Here is an 18719-nt window from a genome sequence, read left to right as displayed (position 1 = left end):
TTACTACATCTTCAATCCCAGCAGCATCAAGCCTTCAGGGTTGTGGGCTCGAGCCCCTACGGGCTGAGCTGGCCCTCTCCACGCGCTTCAGCCGTCGAGCCCGCTCTGACCCGCCAGCCGCAAAGGCAGCGCCTGCAAGTGCCCCGAGCGCGACCACCGCGCCGGCCCGCAACCAGACCGGATCGACGGCCACCACCCGGTCGCTCGCACGCGCATCGAAACGGCCATGGGCACCGGGATCGGTATCGACCGGCTCGTCGAGATTGTCGGCGCGCCCGCGAATCGCCGCGCGGCTCGTCATCTCGTCCTGATAGCCGTAGCGGCCGAGATAGCGGTCGATGAGGCCGGGGATCAGCATGTTGCCGAGGATCGCCTGCCAGGCAGAGGCTCCAATCCACAGCTCCCGAGGCGCGTCCCGCGCCGCCCGGTAGACATGGCGGGCGATGGCCTCCGGCTGGAAGATCGGCGGCACCGGCTCCGGGCGGCGCGGCAGGGTCGAGCGGGCCCAGTCGAATTGCGGCGTGTTCACCGCCGGGAGATGCACCGTCGTCACGCGGACGCGGCTGCGGTCATGCCGCAATTCAGTGCGCAGCGAATCGACGAAGCCGCGCACGGCCGCCTTGCCGGCGCAATAGGCCGATTGGAGCGGGATCGAGCGATAGGCGAGCGCCGAGCCGATATGGACGATAGTGCCGGCATCGCGCGGGCGCATATGCGCGAGGGCCGCCATCGTGCCGTGGACCTGCCCGAGATACGTCACGTCGGTGACTCGCTGGAATTCCTGCGCGGTCATCTGGTGGACGGGGGCGTAGACCGTCACCATCGCATTGTTGACCCACACGTCGATGCCGCCGAACCGCTCCACGGTCTCGTCGGCGGCCTGGGCGACAGCCTCGGCATCGGCGACATCCGCAGCGAAGGCGAGGGCCCGGCCGCCGGCTTGCTCGACCGCGCGCACGGCACCGCGCAGGCCCTTCTCGCCCCGGGCGAACAGCGCGACGTTCCAGCCGCGGCGCGCGAATTCCACCGCCACGGCGCGCCCCACACCGGCGCTCGCCCCGGTGACGACGACCGTTCTGCCCTGCCTGTCCGCCATGTCCGCTCCCGGTTGCCGAGGCTGCCGCGACTCACCGCCGGCAACTCTTGAGCGAGCGGAACGGTCCCCTGGGACCTCTCGATCTGTTGGAGCGATGGGGTTCAGGCGCGCCGGGCCGCCGCATCGAGCCCGGCGGCCGCCGCGATACCGGCCGCGTAGGCCAGCATGTTCCACACCGAGAAAAGGCGGCCGAGGAGCAGCTGGCCGGGCAGGGTGAGGCGGAACGCGTCGAGCCAGGGGGCATGGATGAGACGGAACAGCTCGACGGCGACGGCGATGAGCCCGGCGAGGGCCACGAGTCTGCCCGTCTCTGCGGCCGGGCGCAGGAAAGCGACGAGCCCGTAGACCATCGCGCCCCACAGGATCGAACCGGCATATTTCACCACCATCGGCGGCCATCCGAGGGGCGTCAGGCGGATGGCGAGACCGGCGGCGATCACGGCGGCGGTGGCGAGAAGCAGGTGAGAGCGGCGGGTTCGAAGGTCGGGCATCGTGGGACGGCGGTTTACAGGGCGGAAGGCGCCCGGTATCACCCCCGGCCACACCGCCATACGAGTTTCACACCAGATGCGCGCCGAGATCGAACAGGCCTCGGATGCCGCCAAGCAGTCTATAGGGCTGCTGAGGAGGCATCTTTGACTGGGATACAGTCGATAAACGTCTCGCGGAGCTGAACGCCGCGTCCGAAGACCCCGACCTCTGGAACGATGCGGAGGCCGCGCAGAAGGTCATGCGCGAGCGCCAGCAGCTCGACGAGGCCGTGACCGCGATCAAGAAGCTCGAGCAGGATCTCGAGGATGCCGCGACCCTGATCGAACTCGGCGAGATGGAGGGCGACGCGGCCTCCATCGCCGAGGGCGAGGCCGCCATCAAGGCGGTCGAGAAGGAGGCCGCGAGCCGTCAGGTCGAGACGCTCCTCTCCGGCGAGGCCGACGGCTTCGACACCTATCTCGAAGTCCATGCCGGCGCCGGCGGAACCGAGAGCCAGGACTGGGCCAACATGCTCCAGCGCATGTATGCCCGCTGGGCCGAGCGGCGGAAGTTCAAGGTCGAGATCGTCGAGATGACCGACGGCGAAGAGGCCGGGATCAAGGGCGCCACGCTCCTGATCAAGGGCCACAACGCCTATGGCTGGCTCAAGACCGAGTCGGGCGTGCACCGGCTGGTCCGCATCTCACCCTACGATTCGAATGCGCGCCGGCACACGAGCTTCGCGAGCGTGTGGGTCTATCCGGTGATCGACGACCGGATCGAGATCGAGATCAAGGAATCCGATTGCCGCATCGACACCTACCGGTCGTCGGGCGCGGGCGGCCAGCACGTCAACACGACCGATTCGGCGGTGCGCATCACGCACAACCCGACCGGCATCGTGGTGGCCTGTCAGCAGGAGCGCTCGCAGCACAAGAACCGGGCCACCGCCTGGAACATGCTGCGCGCCCGCCTCTACGAGCTGGAGCTGAAGAAGCGCGAGGAGAAGGCCAACGCCGAGGCTGCCGCCAAGACGGATATCGGCTGGGGCCACCAGATCCGAAGCTACGTGCTGCAGCCCTATCAGCTCGTGAAGGATCTGCGCACCGGCACGCAATCGACCGACCCGGACGAGGTGCTCGACGGCGACCTCGACCCGTTCATGGAAGCCTCCCTGGCGCAGCGCGTCTATGGCGGCAGCGAGGCGGTCGAGGACATCGACTGAGGCCGGAGCTGAGTTCGGATCCCGGCTCTGTGTCGGGATCCGCCTCAGGTAACGCGAGACGAAGACGAAGCGATGACGGGGGCTGCGATGGCGGCGTGAGGCCGAGCGGCCTCAATCCGCGAAAACCAGCTGCGCCCCGGCCTGCAGGAAACGCTGCGGATCGACCGGTTCGCCGTCGATGCGGGTCTCGTAATGCAGGTGGCTGCCGGTGGAGCGGCCGGTCGAGCCGGCGAAGCCCACCACCGTCCCCGCCTCGACACGCTGGCCGACCGAGACGGCGTAGCCCGACAGATGCGCGTAGCGGGTGACGAGCCCGCGGCCGTGATCGACCTCGACCATGTTGCCGTAGCCGCCGGCATAATCGGCCGCCGTCACCCGGCCGGCGGCGGTGGCACGAACCGGAGCCCCCGATTCGGCGCGCATGTCCACGCCGGTATGCAGGGCATAACCACGGGTGAACGGATCGAGTCGCGCCCCGAAGGCACTGGTGAAAGCGAGATCACCGGGGATCGGCTGGCGGAAGGGGAGGGCGGCGGCGACCCGGCGCAGATGCGTCTCCTCCTCGATCTGCCGCCGGGCATCGGCCAGGCCCCGGTCGAAGGCATCACCGTTCAGGGGCACCAGTGGGCCACCGGTTCCTGCCGCCTGCGACTCGAACCTTGCCGGCGAGAGACCGGTGCGGGCGATCAGATCGCGAAAGCGTCCGGCACTGGATCCGGCCCGGCGCGCGACTTCGGCGACGGCGTGGGATTGCGCGGTGGCGACCCGGTCGAGGGCCTGCTCCAGCCGGGTCAGGCGCACGGCCGATCCGTGCTCGGCGGCCTCGGCCCGGTCATCCGCGCTCTTGCGAAGGTCCGGCGTCGGAAACGGCTTCAAGTGGCGCGGCGCCGACTCGGCCGCCGCCGACGAGAGGGGCTGGACCGTCTCGACTGGGGCCACCGCACCGACGAGCCCCGAGATCTGGCCCTGGCGGGCCTCGATCAGGCTCTGCCGCTCCGCGAGCGCCGCGAGACGGCTCTCAAGGCTGCCCCGGGCAGCCTGACGGTCCAGGGCCGACCGGTCGAGGGCCCGTTGCAGCGCGCCGAGGCGCTCCTCGTAGGCGAACTGCATCGCGCTCTGGCGCGAGACGAAGCGGGCCAGCATCTCGTCGTGAAAGACGAGGTAATAGCTCGCCGCTCCCGCCCAGAGGATGGCGAGGGCGAAACCGATGCCGAGGAGACGGACGAGGAGTCGCTCGGAGGGAAGGCGGAAGCCGGTGGCGCGGCCGGCCCAGGCAGTCGATGGCATGACGCGTCGGACGTTCGAGGACGTCCGACGATCACACTCGATTAGGGTTAAGGAAGGCTGAGACTGAATTCCGGCAGCCCGGACGAGAGCCGGGACGCCAAGAGACGGAATCAGGCCAGGGCGCGAACCGCCTCCAGCACCTCCTCGACATGGCCCGGCACCTTCACCTTGCGCCAGATCCGCGCGATGCCGCCCTCGCGGTCGATCAGCAGGGTGGTGCGCTCCACGCCCATATACTTGCGGCCATACATGCTCTTCTCGACCCAGACCCCGTAGGCCTCGAGCATCGACTTGGTCTCGTCGGAAGCCAGGGGAAAGGTCAGTCCGTACTTCGCCCGGAACTTGTCGTGGCTCTTCACGGAATCGGGCGAGACGCCGATCACCCGCGCCCCGGCTTCGGCGAAGGCCTCAGCCTGGGCATTGAAACCCTGTGCCTCCAGGGTGCAGCCGCTGGTGTCGTCCTTGGGGTAGAAATAAAGCACGATCTTGTGACCGCGCAGAGTTTCCAGGGAGATGGTCTCACCCCCAGCTCCGGGTAACGAGAATAGTGGAGCGGCATCGCCGGGCTCAAGCGGCATCTCGCCTTCCTTTCGGCCGATTGATGGTGTGCCTGAACTGATGCACGCATCGCTCCGGACACGCCATGCCGGAGAGGCCGAATCCTGAGGAAAGAACGCCGCGGCGAACCGACCTCCGCCCGACCCAACGGGTGCAGCAGCGAACGAGTGATGGATCAGGAAACGGCCAGGACCCTGCTCCAGGCGGCGGTGGAGAAGGCACCGCCTCCCTGCAAGGCGCCGCGGCGGCGGCGCCCGCTCCTGTGGGGCGCGATGCTCCTCGTCTTCCTCGTCGGGTTGAGCAGCGGGCTTCTGGTCCTGCGGCTGTCGCAGGGGCCGGTCCGCGTCGACGGCCTGACCCGTCAGGTGTCGGAGGCGGTTGCCGGCCGCTTCGGCGAAGGCTGGCGGGTGGAATTGCGCGACAGCGCCCTCGAACTCGATTCCGAATCCTCCCTCGCCCTGCGGGTCGGCGGACTCGACGTCTACAATCCGGAAGGCGCCCTGGTGGTGCGCGCACCCCTGGCGGTGGTCAGCCTCGACACCTGGGCCCTGCTGCGCCTCTCGGTGCAGCCGCGCTCCATCGAGTTCCGCGACATCCAGATGACCGCCCTCGTCCATGACGACGGCTCGATCGCCTTCGCCGCCTCGGCGCCGACCCAGGCCGACGCGGCCAAGCCGCACACCCTGCCGAGCGTGGACGCCACCCGCGGCACGGTCTCGCCGGTCTCGGCGGCGGTCGCCTCGATCTTCGGCGTGGTTCTCGACCCGGCCGGCGTCATCGGCGCCCTCGACCGGGCGCGGATCACCAACGGGCGCCTGACGCTGGTCGACGATGCCCGCCACCAAGCCAGCTTCGAGCGGGTGAACGGCCTGTTCCGCCGCGGCGCCAATGACGGCGCGCGGGTGTTCGAGCTGCGCATCGACGGACCCAACGGTGAATGGCGCTTCGGCGGCCGCGTCCACGAGGCGGGGGAGGGGCGGCGCGCGGGCGTCATCACCCTGGACGACCTGCCCGTCAGCGATCTGCTGCTGCTCTCCGGCCATTCGAAGCTACCGGTGGAGACCGACCTGAAGCTGTCGGCCAAGGCCGATGTGGTGCTGGCCGGCGGGCGCCTGGAGACGATGAAGGCGGAGGTGAAGACCGGCGAGGGCCTGTTCCTCATCGATGAGAAGGACTTCAACCCTGTCGTCATCGACCAGTTGCGCGCCGAGGCGAGCTGGGACGAGACCCGGCGCGCCCTCGACATCTCGGCCATCGACTACAAGGGCGGCGGCAACGACGCCCATTTCACCGGCGCCTTCGCCATCGGCCCCCACGGCGCAGAGGAGGCGTGGACCCTGGCGATCGACGGGCGGGACGTGCTGCTGCGCGGCGCCGCCCGAACCGACCCGTCCTTCCGCATCGGTGAGGTCACGGGGCGATTCAGCGGCCGCAACGGCGGCGTGAACATCGATGCGATCACCCTCACCGGGAAGGGCGTGAACGGCCGCCTCAGCGGCACGGTCGGCACGACCGCCGACGATGACGGCCTCACCCTGCATATCGCCGCCAGCGACACCGATGGCCGCACCGCCCTGCGGCTCTGGCCGGACAACATCGCGCCGGCCGTGCGCAATTATCTCGTCGCCGAGCTGCGCAGCGGGCGGCTCGAGCAGGCCGACATCCAGGTCGATATGAGCGGCCCGGAACTCGCCGCGGCCACCCGCGGCGATCCGATGCCGGACCAGGCGCTCAAGGCCAGCTTCGCGATGTCGGACGCGGTGCTCGCCATCTCGCAGGACGCGCCGCCCCTGAGCGGCGGCCGGGTCTCCGGCCTCGTCACCGGGCGCACCACGACGATCCAGAACGCCACCGCCGAGATCCGCCTGTCGGACACGCGGGTGCTGACGATCTCGGACGCCTCCTTCCTGATCCGCGACCCGCAACCGGAGAAGGTGCTCGCCCAGCTCGGCCTGCGCCTCTCCGGCAGCGCCGATTCGCTGGCCGCCCTCCTCGAAACCCGCATGTTCAAGGGTCTGACCGGCGCCGACATCGATCCCGCCGCGATCAGGGGCAGGGCGGATCTGCGTATCGACGTGCCGATCGACCTCAAGCACGTCCCCGACCTCGCCGAGATGCCGGTGACGCTCACCGGCACGCTCACCGACCTCAGCATGGAGAAGGCGCTCGGCAAGGATCGTTTCGAGGCGGGCCGGTTCGCCCTGTCCTACGACCGCAACGGCTTTTCCCTGAAGGGCGACGGCCGGCTGCTCGGCGCGCCGATCGCGATCGATCTCAAGCAGCCCAAGCCCGGCAGCCCAGGCGAGGCCGTGGTGACCGCGAGCCTCGACGACGCCTTCCGCGCCAAGCGCGGCCTGCCCACGGCGCCCCAGCTCGGCGGCGTCATCCCGGCTCGGGTGGTGGTGCCGGTGGGACGTCCCGCTTCCGCCGGCAAGGCGCCGGCCCGGATCGAGGCGGACCTGACCCGGGCCTCGATCAACGGGCTCGTCCCCGGCTGGAGCAAACCCTCGGGCAAGGCCGCGCGCCTCGGCCTCACCCTGACCGAGGCCGCCGGCGGCCTAATGGAACTGCGCGACATCGCCCTCGACGCGGGCACCGCCCAGGCGCGGGGCAGCGCCACGATCTCGGCCGAGGGCAATCTGGAGCGGGCCGATTTCACCACCTTCAAGCTCTCGCCGGGGGACGACATGCGGGTCAGCCTCGACCGGGCGGGCTCGTCCTACAAGGTGGCGGTGAAGGGCGCCGTGATCGACGCGCGCCCTTTCCTCAAGAGCATGACCGGCCCGGACGAGAAGGGCGGCAAGGATGCGGGCAAGGATATCGAGGCCGACGTCGCCGCCAGCATCCTCGCCGGTTTCAACGGTGAGTCGCTCACCAACGCGACCCTCAAAGCCAGTTTCAAGAGCGGCGACCTGCGCAGCGCCCAGTTCAAGGGCCGCTTCGGCGCGTCTCCGCTCAACGCCGTGGTCAGGGCCGAGCGCGGGCAGCCGCTGCTCACCCTCGAATCCGCCGATTCCGGCGCGACGCTGCGCTTCCTCGACATCTACAAGCGGATGTATGGTGGCCGGCTGATGCTGAACGTCTATCTCACCGACGGCCCGCAGGCCGGCGTGGTGCAGATCAAGGATTTCGCCCTGCGCAACGAGCCCGCCCTGTCGAGCATCGTCGCCCAGGCGCCGCCGCCCGCGGACGGACGGCGGGCGGCGGCCAATGCCAACGATGTCGGCTTCGACAAGATGCGGGCGAACTTCACCCGCACCGGCTCGCGGGTCAGCTTCACCGATGCGGCGATCTCCAACCCGGCCATGGGCTTCACCGCGAGCGGATGGCTCGACACCGCCAAGGAGCGCACCCAGATCGACGGCACCTTCGTGCCGCTCTACGGGCTCAACAACGTGGTGGCCCAGGTTCCGCTGTTCGGCCCGTTGCTGGCGGGCGGCAGCAACGAGGGCCTGTTCGCGGTCAATTTCGCCGTGTCGGGACCGATCGCGAAGCCGACGGTGAGCGTGAACCCGCTCTCGGCGGTGGCCCCCGGCTTCCTGCGCAAGCTGTTCGGCGCGGGCGGCGGCGACGCCTTCGCCAATGGCGGGTCTCAGGAGGGGCAGTAGCCCCATCGTCGGCCGGCGCCCGGAGGGGCTGGCGTGGGGCCGGAAGGCCGGCCCCGGCCTATTCCGGCCGCAGCAGCACGTGCTTCTTGCGCCCGAAGGACAGCTTGATCACACCCTCCGCCGTCAGGTCGGAGAGGCCCAGCACCGCCTTCTCGTCGCTGACCTGCACGTCGTTGACCCGCAGGCCGCCGCCCTTGATCTGCCGGCGCGCCTCGCTGGTCGAGGGGACGAGCTTGGCATGCTCCGGGCCGAAGGCGGTGAGCACGCCGAGACCGGCCTCCAGCACCGACCGCGGGACGGCGACGCTCGGCAGCGACGCCGCGAGCGTGCCCTCGACGAAGGTCTTGCGGGCGGTCTCGGCCGCCTGCTCGGCGGCCTCGGTGCCGTGCATCAGCCGCGTCGCCTCGGTGGCCAGGATCGCCTTGGCCTCGTTGATCTCGGCGCCCTGAAGCGCGGCGAGCCGGTCGATCTCGGAGAGCGGCAGCAGCGTGAACAGCTTGAGGAAGCGGGCGACGTCCGCATCCTCGGTGTTCCGCCAGAACTGCCAGTAATCGTAGGCGCTGAGCATGCCCGCATCGAGCCAGACGGCGCCGGCGGCGGTCTTGCCCATCTTGGCGCCGGAGGCGGTGGTGAGCAGCGGGCAGGTCAGGCCGTAGAGCTGCGGCGTGCCCATGCGGCGGCCGAGGTCGATGCCGTTGACGATGTTGCCCCACTGATCCGAGCCGCCCATCTGCAGGCGGGTGCCGAAGCGGCGGTTCAGCTCGACGAAGTCGTAGGACTGAAGGATCATGTAGTTGAATTCCAGGAACGACAGTTCCTGGTCGCGCTCCAGCCGAAGCCGGACGCTGTCCATCGACATCATGCGGTTGACGGAGAAATGCCGGCCGATGTCGCGCAGCATCTCGATGTAGTTGAGCTTGGTCAGCCACTCGGCGTTGTCGACCATCACCGCCTCGCCGCCGCCCTCGCCGAAGGAGAGGAAGCGCGAGAAGGTCTTCTTGATCCCTTCCTTGTTGGCCTCGATCTGCTCCAGGGTCAGGATCTTGCGGGTCTCGTCGCGGCCGGACGGGTCGCCGACGCGGGTGGTGCCGCCACCCATCAGCACGACGGGCCTGCCGCCGGTCTGCTGCAGCCAGTGCAGCATCATGATCGAGAGCAGGTGGCCGACATGGAGCGAGGCCGCCGTGCAATCGTAGCCGGTATAGGTCGTGAGCCCACCCTCCGCCGCCAGGGCGTCGATGCCGGCGAGGTCGGAGGCTTGGTGGATATAGCCGCGCTCCTGCAGCACCCGGATGAAGTCGGATTTCGGCGCGAAGCTCTCGGCGGTCATCGTCAGGCTCGGTCTCGGGCTTTTTTAAGCGGCGCGACAGGGGCGCGCCCGGCATGCTAGCCCCCGTATGGGCCAGCGCTCGCGCGCGCTCTTAGCAGGGCGGGCCACGAAAGGCACGGGGAAGGACACCGGAGACGGCTGGCATGGCGATGAGGCGCGCAATCGGCCTGATGAGCGGCACCTCCCTCGACGGCATCGACGTGGCGCTGATCGAGAGCGACGGCGAGCGCGTGCGCGTCGTGAAATCCGCCAACGGTCTCGTCGCGCCCCTCGGGCCGACAGGCTATCGCGGCTACGGCGAGGCCGAGAAGGCGCTGCTGCGCGAGGCGACCCGCGATGCCGAGGGCATCCGGGCGCGCGCCGACCGGCCGGGCCGCCTCGCGGAAGCGGAGGACTTCGTCACCCGCGCCCATGCCGAGGCCGTCGAAAGCTTCATGGATCGGAACGGCCTGAGCCCCGAGGAGATCGACGTCGTCGGCTTCCACGGGCAGACGGTGATCCACCGGCCCAAGCTCGGCCTGACCGTCCAGATCGGCGACGGCGCGGCCCTGGCGAAGCGCCTGCGGATCCGCGTCGTGTCCGATCTGCGCGCCAACGACGTGGCCCAGGGCGGCCAGGGCGCCCCGCTGGTGCCGGTGTTCCACAGGGCCCTGGCGGAGGCCGCCGGCTTTACCGGTCCGCTCGGCATCCTCAACATCGGCGGGCTCGCCAACGTGACCCTGATCGATGCGAACGGCGGCATGCTCGCCTTCGATACCGGGCCGGGCAATGGGCCGATCAACGACTGGATGAAGGAGCGCGCCGGCCGGGATTTCGACGACGGCGGCGACACCGCCGCCCGCGGCACGGTGGACGAGGCGCTGCTCGACAATCTGCTCGGCCACCCGCTACTCCTGCGCGCGCCGCCGAAATCACTGGATCGGAACTGGTTCTCTCACAAACTCGCCGGCTATCTCACGATCGAGGACGGGGCGGCGACGCTGACCGCCTTCACCGCCCACGCGGTCGCCCGAAGCCTCGCCTTCGCCGGCGAACGCCCGACCCGATGGATCGTCGGGGGCGGGGGCGCGAAGAATCGGACGCTGATGGCGATGCTGGAGCGGCTCCTCAAGGCCGAGGTGACGACCGCCGACGCGATCGGCTGGTCCTCGGATTTTCTGGAGGCGCAAGCCTTTGCCTACCTCGCCCTGCGTGCCCTCGACGGCTTGCCGCTCACCTTTCCGACGACCACGGGCGTCGCCGCACCGGTCACCGGCGGGATCGTCTCCGAACCGTGAGCCTCGGCCACGCCCTGCGCCGCATCGTCGAGGGCTATCCGCTCGCCCGCCTCGATCCGCCCGCCGGCCATCCCCTGGCGCATGTGATCCGCAGGGGTGCGCCGGACGAGCTGCGCCGGGCGCTCGATCCGCTCGGAGGCCCCTTCCTCGTCAAGGGAAGCCCCGGCCGCGGCACGCATTGGGCCGCCGTCCCCTGGCTCGCGGTGTTCGACCCGGCGGTGACGACGAGCGCGACGCGGGGCTTCTACCTCGTCTACCTGTTCCCCGCGCATCGGGAGGCGGTGCATCTCTCCCTGGCTCAAGGGACTGTGGCGGCGATCCGCGAGCATGGAGCGCAAGCCGGCCGCCATCTGCGCGCGAGCGGCGACCGGTTGCGGGCGCGCCTGTCCGATTTCGCGGACAAGCTGCCGGTGACGGAGATCGGCCTCGGCAGCGTCGGCGAGTTGCCCGAAGGTTACGAGGCGGCGCATATCCTCGGCCTGAGCTACGATCTCGACGCCCTCGGCGACGAGCGGCGCCTGCGTACCGACCTCGCCACAGGAATCGCGGCCTACCGCGCCTTGAAGGCGCGGGGCGGGCTGGACCTCACTGAGGCGTGACGGCAAAGGCCGTCAGCCGGACATTGAGAGCGTTGAGAACCCGAAGGGCCGTATCGAGGCTCGGGTTGCCGTCATCCGACAAGGCCCGGTACAGGCTTTCCCGCGACAGACCCGCTTCACGAGCGATCTGAGTCATGCCGCGCGCCCGTGCCGCGACACCGAGCGCGCGGCGGAATAGGACGGCGTCCCCCTCCTCAATGGCCGCAGCGAGATACTCGGCAACGGCCTCGTCCGTGTCGAGGAATTCAGCCGAATCGTAGGGGCCGAGTTCCGTCATCGTTCGCTTCCTTCCAGCGTCGCAGCGAGCGCCTTGGCCCGGATGATGTCGCGCTTTTGACTGGCCTTGTCCCCACCGCATAACAGCAGAATGAGAGCCTTTCCGCGATACGTGAAGTAAACGCGGTAGCCGGGCCCGTAATCGATCCGTAATTCGGAAACACCGTCTCCGACCGCTTTTGCATCACCCTCATGGCCGAGCGCGAGACGATCAATCCGCACCGCGATCCGCGCCTTTGCACGAGCGTCCCGAAGATCGCTCAGCCACTCGGCGAAGTGTCGGGTGCGGACGATTTCCGGCATGCTGAAATGTAGCCTATGGGCTACAATCTGGCAATGCCGTGGATGAGGTATGCGTTTTGGGCGGAGCTAATGACCGCCGCGAGAGTCCGGTTTGTGCGGGCCGGCATCCCGCGCTAAGGCACGCTCACCATGTCGCACAACAGCTTCGGCCATCTGTTCCGCGTCACGACCTTCGGCGAGAGCCACGGGGTCGCCCTCGGCTGCGTCGTGGACGGGTGCCCGCCCGGCCTGCCGCTGGAGGCCGAGGAGATCCAGGCCGAGCTCGACCGCCGCAAGCCCGGGCAGTCGCGCTTCACCACCCAGCGCCGCGAGCCGGATCAGGTCAAAATCCTCTCCGGAGTCTTCGCCGATGACCGCACCGGCGGGCGCCAGCTCACCACCGGCACGCCGATCGCGCTGATGATCGAGAACACCGATCAGCGCTCGAAGGATTATTCGGAGATCCGCGACAGCTACCGCCCCGGCCACGCCGACTACACCTACGACGCCAAGTACGGCCTTCGCGATTATCGCGGCGGCGGGCGCTCGTCGGCGCGGGAAACCGCCGCCCGTGTCGCGGCCGGCGCGGTCGCCCGCAAGGTCATCCCCGGCATCACCATCCGCGCCGCCCTGGTGCAGATGGGCCCGCACGCCATCGACCGGGCCAATTGGGATTGGGAAGAGGTGAACCGGAACCCCTTCTTCTGCCCGGACGCCCAGAGGGCCGCCGAATACGAAACCTATCTCGACGGAATCCGGAAGGACGGCTCCTCGGTCGGCGCGGTGATCGAGGTGGTGGCCGAGGGCGTGCCCCCCGGTCTCGGCGCGCCGATCTACGGCAAGCTCGACGCCGACCTCGCGGCGGCGATGATGTCGATCAACGCGGTCAAGGGCGTCGAGATCGGCGACGGATTCGCGGCGGCGGCCCTGCGCGGCGAGGACAATGCCGACGAGATGCGCGCCGGCAATGACGGGCGCCCGCGCTTCCTCGCCAACCATGCCGGCGGCATCCTGGGAGGCATCTCCTCGGGCGAGCCGGTCGTGGTGCGCTTCGCGGTGAAGCCGACCTCATCGATCCTGACGCCGCGCCGGAGCGTGAACCGGGACGGCCAGGAGATCGACCTCGTCACCAAGGGTCGTCACGACCCTTGCGTCGGCATCCGTGCCGTGCCTGTCGCCGAGGCGATGATGGCCTGCGTGCTGGCCGATCATTATCTCCGCCATCGCGGGCAGGTCGGCTGAAGCCGCCGGCCGCCTTCCCTGGCGCCTTTCTGGAACTGCTGAACGAGACGAAGCCCGTGCCCCATTGCAGCGTCACCGAGGCCATCGAGGCCTTCGCCCGCGGCGAGATCGTGGTCGTCACCGACGACGACGATCGTGAGAACGAGGGCGATCTCGTCGTCGCCGCCTCGCTCTGCACCCCGGAGAAGATGGCCTTCATCATCCGCAACACCTGCGGCATCGTCTGCGCGCCGATCACCCTGGCGGAGGCGCGCCGGCTGCATCTCGATCCGATGGTGGCCTCGAACGACGCGCCGCTCGGCACCGCCTTCACCGTCACGGTGGATGTGCGCCACGGCCTCACCACCGGCATCTCGGCGGAGCAGCGCTGCAACACCGTGCGGGCGCTCGCCAACGGCAATATGGGCGCGGGCGACTTCGTGCGGCCGGGCCACGTCTTCCCGCTGATCGCCCGCGACGGCGGCGTGCTGATGCGCTCCGGCCATACCGAGGCTGCGGTCGATCTGTGCCGGCTCGCGAACCTGCCCCCGGTCGGCGTGATCTGCGAACTCGCCAACGACGACGGCACCGTGATGAAGGGGCCGCAGATCGACGCGTTCTCGGAGCAGCACGGGCTCAAGCGGGTCTCGGTCGCCGACCTGATCGCCTACCGCCAGGCCCGTGACCGGCTGGTGGAGCGGGTCGGCTCGTTTCCGGTGAAGACCGAGTTCGGCGCGATGACGGGCTACGCCTATGTCACGCCGTTCGAACCGATCCAGCAATTCGCCTTCGTGCACGGCGCCATCGGCGACGGCCGCAACATGCCGGTGCGCCTGCACCGCTCCAACGTCGTCGCCGACGTGATCGAGGGCGGCGGCCAGATCGAGGCGGTGATGCGCCGCTTCGCCAAGGAGGGCCGGGGCATCCTGGTCTATCTGCGCGACGGCACGGCCGGCGTGCCGCTCAACCGCTACGCCGACGAGGGCGCCGAGGCGCAGCGCGTGCGCCAGTGGCGCGAGGTGGGTCTCGGCGCCCAGATCCTGCGCGATCTCGGCGTCGTCTCGATCCGCAACCTGTCCTCCTCCTCGCGCTCCTATGTCGGCCTGTCGGGCTTCGGCATCGAGCTGGTCGGCGAGGAGCCCTTGGAAGGCTGACAATCCGCCCGGCCGTCTCCGGCCGGGCGGAGCGCACGGTCAGGCGGCGCGGATCGTGGCCAGGAAACGCCGGACCTCCTCGTCGAGATGGACGGATTGGCGCGACAGATCGGAGGCGGAGGCGAGGAGCTGGCTCGCCGCCGCGCCGGTCTCGTCGGCGGACTCGGCCACGCCGGCGATGTTCGCGGTCACCGCGCTGGTCCCGCTCGCCGCCTGACTGACATTGCGCACGATCTCCCGCGTCGCCACCCCCTGTTCCTCGACGGCGGCCGAGATGCTGGTGGCGACGCCGCTGATCTCCTGGATCCGCGCGGCGATGGCGCCGATGGCGCTGACCGCTTGGCCGGTCGAGCCTTGAATGCGGGCAATTTGATCGGCGATGTCCTGGGTTGCCCGCGCGGTTTGGTTCGCCAACTCCTTCACCTCCGCCGCCACGACCGCGAAGCCGCGCCCGGCTTCGCCGGCACGGGCCGCCTCGATGGTGGCATTGAGGGCGAGCAGGTTGGTCTGGCCGGCGATGGTCGAGATCATCGCCACCACGTCGCCGATGCGGGCGGCGGCGGCGCTGAGTTCCTGCACCAGCAGGGCGGTCTGATCGGCCTCCGCCACGGCGGCCTGGGACAGGCCGGCCGACCCCTCGACCTGACGGCCGATCTCCTCGACCGAGGATCCGAGCTGTTCGGCGGCACTCGCGACGGTGTTGACGTTCACCGCCGTCTCCTCGGCGGCCGTCGCGACCGTCGAGAACTGGCGCGCAGTGTGGTTCGCCGTCGCCGTCATGCTCTCGGCCGTGGCCTGAAGCTCGGTCGCGGCGCTCGTGACCGAGCCGATGATGCCGCCCACCGCCCGCTCGAAGCTGTCGGCCAGCTCGGCCATCACCGCCTTGCGCTGCGCCTCCGCGCCGGCCCGGGCCAGGGCAGCCTCCTTCTCCAGGGCCTGCGCGTGGATCATGTTGTCCTTGAACACCTGCACGGCTCCGGCCATGCCGCCGATCTCGTCGCGGCGGCCGATGGCGGGGATGTCGGTCGCGGTATCCCCGGAGGCGAGACGATGCATCGCCGCCGTCATCCGGCCGAGCGGCCGGCTGACTTCGAGGATCAGCAGCAGGGCGGCGGCGACCGAGAGCAGCATGGCGAGGCCGAGGAAGCCGAGCAGCTGGATCTGCGCACGCTCGTTCGCCTCCCGCGCCCGCTCGCGGCTCGCCATAGCGAGCGTGTCGTTCAAATCCGTCATCTGGCCCAAGGTGGCGATGACCTTGCGGATCGCATCGGACATCACGGTGTCGTAGCGGGTGCTCGCCCCCGCGAGATCACCGCGATCCGCCTGGGCGACCGTCTCCGCGTGGAGCGCCATATAAGCCGACCATTGCTGCTCGAATGCCGCGAACAGGGCGAGCGCCTCCGGCGTCGCGGGCAGTGCCAGATAGGCGGCCTTCTGCGCCGTGAGTTCCGCCAGGCGCTCGTCGAGCGAGGTCAGGGCAGCCACGCGCTGCTCCGGCGTCTTGGAGGAGAGGAGGCGGCCGCCATTGACGCGGATCCGCAGTGCCAGGGATTGGATGCGGCCGAGCGCCTGCGTGGCCGGAAGCCGATTTCCGCCGAGATCCTCGCCAGCATCGTTGATGACACGAATCTGGTAGAACGAAAGGCACGTCAGGGCTGCGACGAGAGCGAACATCAGCCCGAAGCACGCGATGAGCTTGCGCTTAATGGAGATAGAACCAAGCATTGTTGCAGACCAGTGAATTATATTTCAAATTCTTGCACGAACGTCCTAATTCCAGTGATGCAGATTGATTAAGACTTTCAGAAATTTCTCTGAGGTCATCTGAGGGTGGGCGGCGATGGGACGAAGCCTTGCGTGAGGGGAGGTGAGGGCCGCTTTCCGGCCGCTCGGGGGCGCAAAGGCCCTTGCGCGCAAGCGCGACCGTTCCCAGCTCGTTGTGGAGGCGGTTCTCCGGCCGCCGCCGCGGAAAGGAGCACGCATGGTCCTCGTCGCTTGTCCCGCCTGCGATCATCGCATTTCCGAGAAGGCTCTCGCCTGCCCCTCCTGTGGGCATCCCGGCAGCCGACAGGATCGGCACGCAATCGTGCCGATCCTCGGCCGTGTCGCCGGAACCTATGTCTCCGCCAATGCGGTGGCCGGAATCATCCTCGGCAGCGTGATGTTCGTGAGCGCCGCCGCCGTGCTGATCACGCTGATCCTGTCGCAGCGCTGAACGAAACCTCCGGGGCGGTGCGGTCTCACCGCCCCATCAGCGCGTCCACATGCGCCGCGACCGAGCGGGCGAGCCCGTCGAGGCTGTAACCGCCCTCCAGGATCGACACGACCCGGCCCTTGGCGTGGCGGTCGGCCAGTTCCATCAGCCGGCGCGTCGCCCAGCCGAAATCCGCCTCGTCGAGCTGGAGATTGGCGAGCGGGTCGAGCTTGTGCGCGTCGAAGCCCGCCGAGATCACGATGAGATCAGGGGCGAAGGCATCGAGCCGCGGCAGGATCCGCTGCTCGAACGCCTCGCGAAACACCTCGCCATCGTCGAAGGCCTTGAGCGGCACGTTGACGATGGTGTCGTGGTCGCCGCGCTCGCCCGCCGCCCCCGTGCCGGGGAACAGGGGCATCTGGTGGGTCGAGGCGTACAGCACGTCGCGCTCGGCCCAGAAGATGTCCTGCGACCCGTTGCCGTGATGGACGTCCCAATCGACCAGTGCGACGCGGGAGGCCCCGAACGCCTTGCGCGCGTGCTGCACGGCGATGGCCGCGTGGTTGAACAGGCAGAAGCCCATGGCGCGGGCGACTTCGGCATGGTGCCCCGGGGGGCGCATGGCGACGAAGGCGTTGGCGCATTCCCCCTTCATCACCGCATCGACCGCATGGACCGAGCCGCCCACGGCATGCAGGCAGGTGTCGAGCGTGCCCGGTGACATCAGCGTGTCGGAATCGATCTGAAACCATCCCTCCACGGGGGAGGCCGCGACGAGACTCTCGACATAGGAGGCCGGGTGAACGAGTTCGGCGACGCTCGCCTCCGCCTTCGGCGCGTGACAGCGCACGAGGGCCGCGAAGCGTTCCTGCTCCAGGGCTCGCTCCACCGCCTGGATACGGGCCGGCCGCTCCGGATGGCCGGCCGGAACCGCATGATCGAGCGCACTCGGATGGGTGACGTACAGGGTGCTCAGGGCCGTTCCTCCCGCCCGGACCGCACTCCGCGATCACCGGATCGCGGAGGACATCCCAAGCTGTTGCTTTGACGCTTTGTCTTCGCCCGGGTTGACGACCACCCCGCCCGAAGATGCTCTCGCGCGATACGACGATCCTAGATCGGCTCGTCCCCGCGTTTCTTTCCCTGAGCTTGTCGCGCTTGCCTGCCGGACGCAACGGGGCGGGACGACGCCATGGACCAGATCCCGGCTTCTGAAAGGGGATCTCGGCATTGCGCACCGGCGCGGCCGGCCTCGGCTGCCGGCCCCCGCCATGCTGTGCGTTTCGGAAACAATCGCGCTGAAGAGAGTCTTACTTTCAAGCGGCAAGATTTCCGAAAGGCTCATTCGTGAGCAGCCGTTTACCTGAACACGGGTTCAGATTTAGCCGTTAACCTGTTCGAGCGTTGCCGGACCGTAATGTCAGTACAGACACGGACAAACACCGGCGACAACGAGCCGGGGAGGCTTCAGACCATGACGAACACTGCGCTCGAACTGTTCTGCACCCGCATCGTCGATGCCGGCCAGCTCACCCAGGACGATGTCCGGGAACTCGCCCGCGAGATCCTGCCCGACGGGATCGTCAGCCGCGCCGACGCCGACCTGCTCCTCGCCCTCGACCGCGCCGTCGCCGACACCCATGAGGGCTTCGCCGCCTTCGTCACCGCCGAAGTCGTGAACTTCGCGGTTTACGGTGAGCGCCCGACCGGCATCATCACCCGCGAGATGGCCGCGTGGCTCGCCGCCTCCATCGCCGGCCGCAAGGGTCCGACCGCCCTCGGCAGCCGCATCGCCATGGAGATCGTGCGCGAGGCCGAGACCAGCGACGAGATGCTGATCGCCTTTGCCCTGAAGGCCCGCAGCGCGACCTGCAAGCCCACCGCGCTCCGCGCCGGACGCCTGCCCTGCGCTGCATGATGAATACGGTTTCAGGATTGCCCCACGCCGGCACTGGACCGGTCGAGGCAACATCCGGCCGGGGCAGAAATTCGAATTGAGGGTGCGTCAACCGGAATTCATCGACGCTGGCCTTTTGGGGAATGCGGCACAGCTTCCGTCTCCCGCGCAAGTGCTTTATCGGGAAGCGATCAGGCTTGCCTTCGGGAGGGGCAGGCCAGCACAGTCTCCCTCAAGAAGCGGC

At 69.0% G+C, this 18719-nt stretch carries 17 protein-coding genes; 8 read left to right on the top strand and 9 right to left on the bottom strand.

Going from position 1 to position 18719, the window contains the following annotated elements; all coding sequences use genetic code 11:
• Positions 1–34 precede the first annotated feature (34 nt).
• Both MZTS_RS10550 and MZTS_RS10545 read right to left on the bottom strand, forming a co-directional pair.
• On the bottom strand, positions 35–1096 hold the full coding sequence (locus MZTS_RS10550; RefSeq protein WP_192283790.1) for an SDR family oxidoreductase: 1062 nt from the start codon (positions 1094–1096) through the stop codon (positions 35–37).
• A gap of 101 nt (positions 1097–1197) precedes the next feature.
• Complete coding sequence (locus tag MZTS_RS10545; protein ID WP_192283789.1) at positions 1198–1587, bottom strand: ribosomal maturation YjgA family protein; 390 nt, start codon at positions 1585–1587, stop codon at positions 1198–1200.
• 76 nt (positions 1588–1663) lie between these two features.
• On the opposite strand from MZTS_RS10545, the gene prfB reads away from it, so the two are divergent.
• Positions 1664–2792 (top strand): peptide chain release factor 2 gene (gene prfB / locus MZTS_RS10540; RefSeq protein ID WP_192283788.1). Its coding sequence is split into 2 segments (ribosomal slippage): positions 1664–1732 and positions 1734–2792, totalling 1128 coding nucleotides; the frame shifts between segments, so codons are not numbered across the junction.
• A 111-nt stretch (positions 2793–2903) separates the two neighbouring features.
• On the opposite strand, the gene MZTS_RS10535 is transcribed toward prfB, so the two are convergent.
• Together MZTS_RS10535 and MZTS_RS10530 are read right to left on the bottom strand one after the other, a co-directional pair.
• A complete protein-coding gene (locus tag MZTS_RS10535; RefSeq protein ID WP_192283787.1) occupies positions 2904–4079 on the bottom strand; it encodes a M23 family metallopeptidase in 1176 nt (391 codons plus the stop codon).
• A gap of 110 nt (positions 4080–4189) precedes the next feature.
• Positions 4190–4657 (bottom strand): peroxiredoxin, encoded by a 468-nt coding sequence (locus tag MZTS_RS10530; RefSeq protein WP_009863158.1) that lies wholly within the window; start codon positions 4655–4657, stop codon positions 4190–4192.
• A 150-nt stretch (positions 4658–4807) separates the two neighbouring features.
• Between MZTS_RS10530 and MZTS_RS10525 the strand changes: the two genes are divergently transcribed.
• Entirely contained in the window at positions 4808–8245 is a 3438-nt protein-coding gene (locus MZTS_RS10525; RefSeq protein WP_192283786.1) for a YhdP family protein, read from the top strand.
• A gap of 58 nt (positions 8246–8303) precedes the next feature.
• Here MZTS_RS10525 and tyrS read toward each other — a convergent pair whose 3' ends face one another.
• Entirely contained in the window at positions 8304–9575 is a 1272-nt protein-coding gene (gene tyrS / locus MZTS_RS10520; protein WP_192283785.1) for a tyrosine--tRNA ligase, read from the bottom strand.
• A gap of 143 nt (positions 9576–9718) precedes the next feature.
• Here tyrS and MZTS_RS10515 point away from each other — a divergent pair, with 143 nt between their 5' ends.
• Positions 9719–10852 carry an anhydro-N-acetylmuramic acid kinase gene (locus MZTS_RS10515; protein ID WP_192283784.1) on the top strand — a complete coding sequence of 378 codons (1134 nt, stop codon included), beginning with the start codon at positions 9719–9721 and terminating at the stop codon, positions 10850–10852.
• Positions 10849–11451: an MrcB family domain-containing protein gene (locus MZTS_RS10510; RefSeq protein WP_192283783.1), complete on the top strand. Its 603-nt coding sequence runs from the start codon at positions 10849–10851 to the stop codon at positions 11449–11451. The genes MZTS_RS10515 and MZTS_RS10510 overlap by 4 nt, the downstream gene beginning before the upstream one ends.
• On the opposite strand, the gene MZTS_RS10505 is transcribed toward MZTS_RS10510, so the two are convergent.
• Complete coding sequence (locus MZTS_RS10505) at positions 11438–11728, bottom strand: addiction module antidote protein (protein ID WP_009866265.1); 291 nt, start codon at positions 11726–11728, stop codon at positions 11438–11440. The genes MZTS_RS10510 and MZTS_RS10505 overlap by 14 nt on opposite strands.
• Positions 11725–12030 carry a type II toxin-antitoxin system RelE/ParE family toxin gene (locus MZTS_RS10500; protein WP_192283782.1) on the bottom strand — a complete coding sequence of 102 codons (306 nt, stop codon included), beginning with the start codon at positions 12028–12030 and terminating at the stop codon, positions 11725–11727. Before MZTS_RS10500 ends, MZTS_RS10505 begins: the two co-directional genes overlap by 4 nt.
• A gap of 129 nt (positions 12031–12159) precedes the next feature.
• Between MZTS_RS10500 and aroC the strand changes: the two genes are divergently transcribed.
• Positions 12160–13251: a chorismate synthase gene (gene aroC / locus MZTS_RS10495; RefSeq protein WP_192283780.1), complete on the top strand. Its 1092-nt coding sequence runs from the start codon at positions 12160–12162 to the stop codon at positions 13249–13251.
• A 56-nt stretch (positions 13252–13307) separates the two neighbouring features.
• Complete coding sequence (ribB, locus tag MZTS_RS10490; RefSeq protein WP_192283778.1) at positions 13308–14384, top strand: 3,4-dihydroxy-2-butanone-4-phosphate synthase; 1077 nt, start codon at positions 13308–13310, stop codon at positions 14382–14384.
• Between the two features lie 39 nt (positions 14385–14423).
• Here the strand turns inward: ribB and MZTS_RS10485 are convergent, their stop codons facing one another.
• A complete protein-coding gene (locus MZTS_RS10485) occupies positions 14424–16109 on the bottom strand; it encodes a methyl-accepting chemotaxis protein (protein WP_192283776.1) in 1686 nt (561 codons plus the stop codon).
• Between the two features lie 361 nt (positions 16110–16470).
• Between MZTS_RS10485 and MZTS_RS25465 the strand changes: the two genes are divergently transcribed.
• Complete coding sequence (locus MZTS_RS25465) at positions 16471–16599, top strand: hypothetical protein (RefSeq protein WP_281397032.1); 129 nt, start codon at positions 16471–16473, stop codon at positions 16597–16599.
• Positions 16600–16624: 25 nt separating this feature from the next.
• Here the strand turns inward: MZTS_RS25465 and MZTS_RS10475 are convergent, their stop codons facing one another.
• On the bottom strand, positions 16625–17554 hold the full coding sequence (locus MZTS_RS10475; RefSeq protein WP_192283818.1) for a histone deacetylase family protein: 930 nt from the start codon (positions 17552–17554) through the stop codon (positions 16625–16627).
• Positions 17555–18052: 498 nt separating this feature from the next.
• Between MZTS_RS10475 and MZTS_RS10470 the strand changes: the two genes are divergently transcribed.
• On the top strand, positions 18053–18496 hold the full coding sequence (locus MZTS_RS10470) for a hypothetical protein (RefSeq protein WP_009863436.1): 444 nt from the start codon (positions 18053–18055) through the stop codon (positions 18494–18496).
• Positions 18497–18719 lie beyond the last annotated feature (223 nt).

The sequence above is a fragment of the Methylorubrum zatmanii genome (assembly GCF_014845115.1).
Lineage (GTDB): Bacteria > Pseudomonadota > Alphaproteobacteria > Rhizobiales > Beijerinckiaceae > Methylobacterium > Methylobacterium zatmanii.
The sequence above is the reverse complement of the archived record's forward strand: the minus strand, read 5'-3'. Positions and strand labels throughout refer to the sequence as shown.